1 protein-coding gene is annotated in these 402 nt (G+C 47.5%); it reads right to left on the bottom strand.

Going from position 1 to position 402, the window contains the following annotated elements:
- Positions 1 to 96: 96 nt before the first annotated feature.
- A partial coding sequence (locus ACTHUG_RS11590) for a hypothetical protein (protein ID WP_440386918.1) occupies positions 97 to 402 on the bottom strand: 306 nt, incomplete at its 5' end.

A 402-nucleotide genomic window follows, 5' to 3' on the forward strand; every position in this document is an offset into this window, starting at 1 on the left:
TAGTCTTCGTCATACATCAGGATTTCATCGGCTTCCCGTTGCAGTGATTCATATAGTTTGGTTGTCATGCTCTTTCTTTCATGGGGTTGCTGTTGTTTACTCGTTCGGCAGATTACCATGTCGGGCATCGAATTCGCGCACTTTTTCTTCCCAGCCTTTCAGATGCGAAGTATCGGCATTTTTCTCGCAAGCCTGCCACGGGACATAGTGGGTAATTTTGTATTCATTGGGTTCGTATGTCGAACCTTTGGGTTTATTTACAAGATATTTGTAGGCATAACAGTTACTACGCTGTTCAAAACGTTCGTCTGCCGCCCAAAGGTCGGCGGAAGCACCTAAGGCAGGTGCAAATACTGCCAAACGGAGGGCGAACATGATTGAGCCTGCCAAGGCAGCAGAGGC

Origin of the sequence: Neisseria sp. P0022.S009 (assembly GCF_051956675.1) — a bacterium.
Lineage (GTDB): Bacteria > Pseudomonadota > Gammaproteobacteria > Burkholderiales > Neisseriaceae > Neisseria.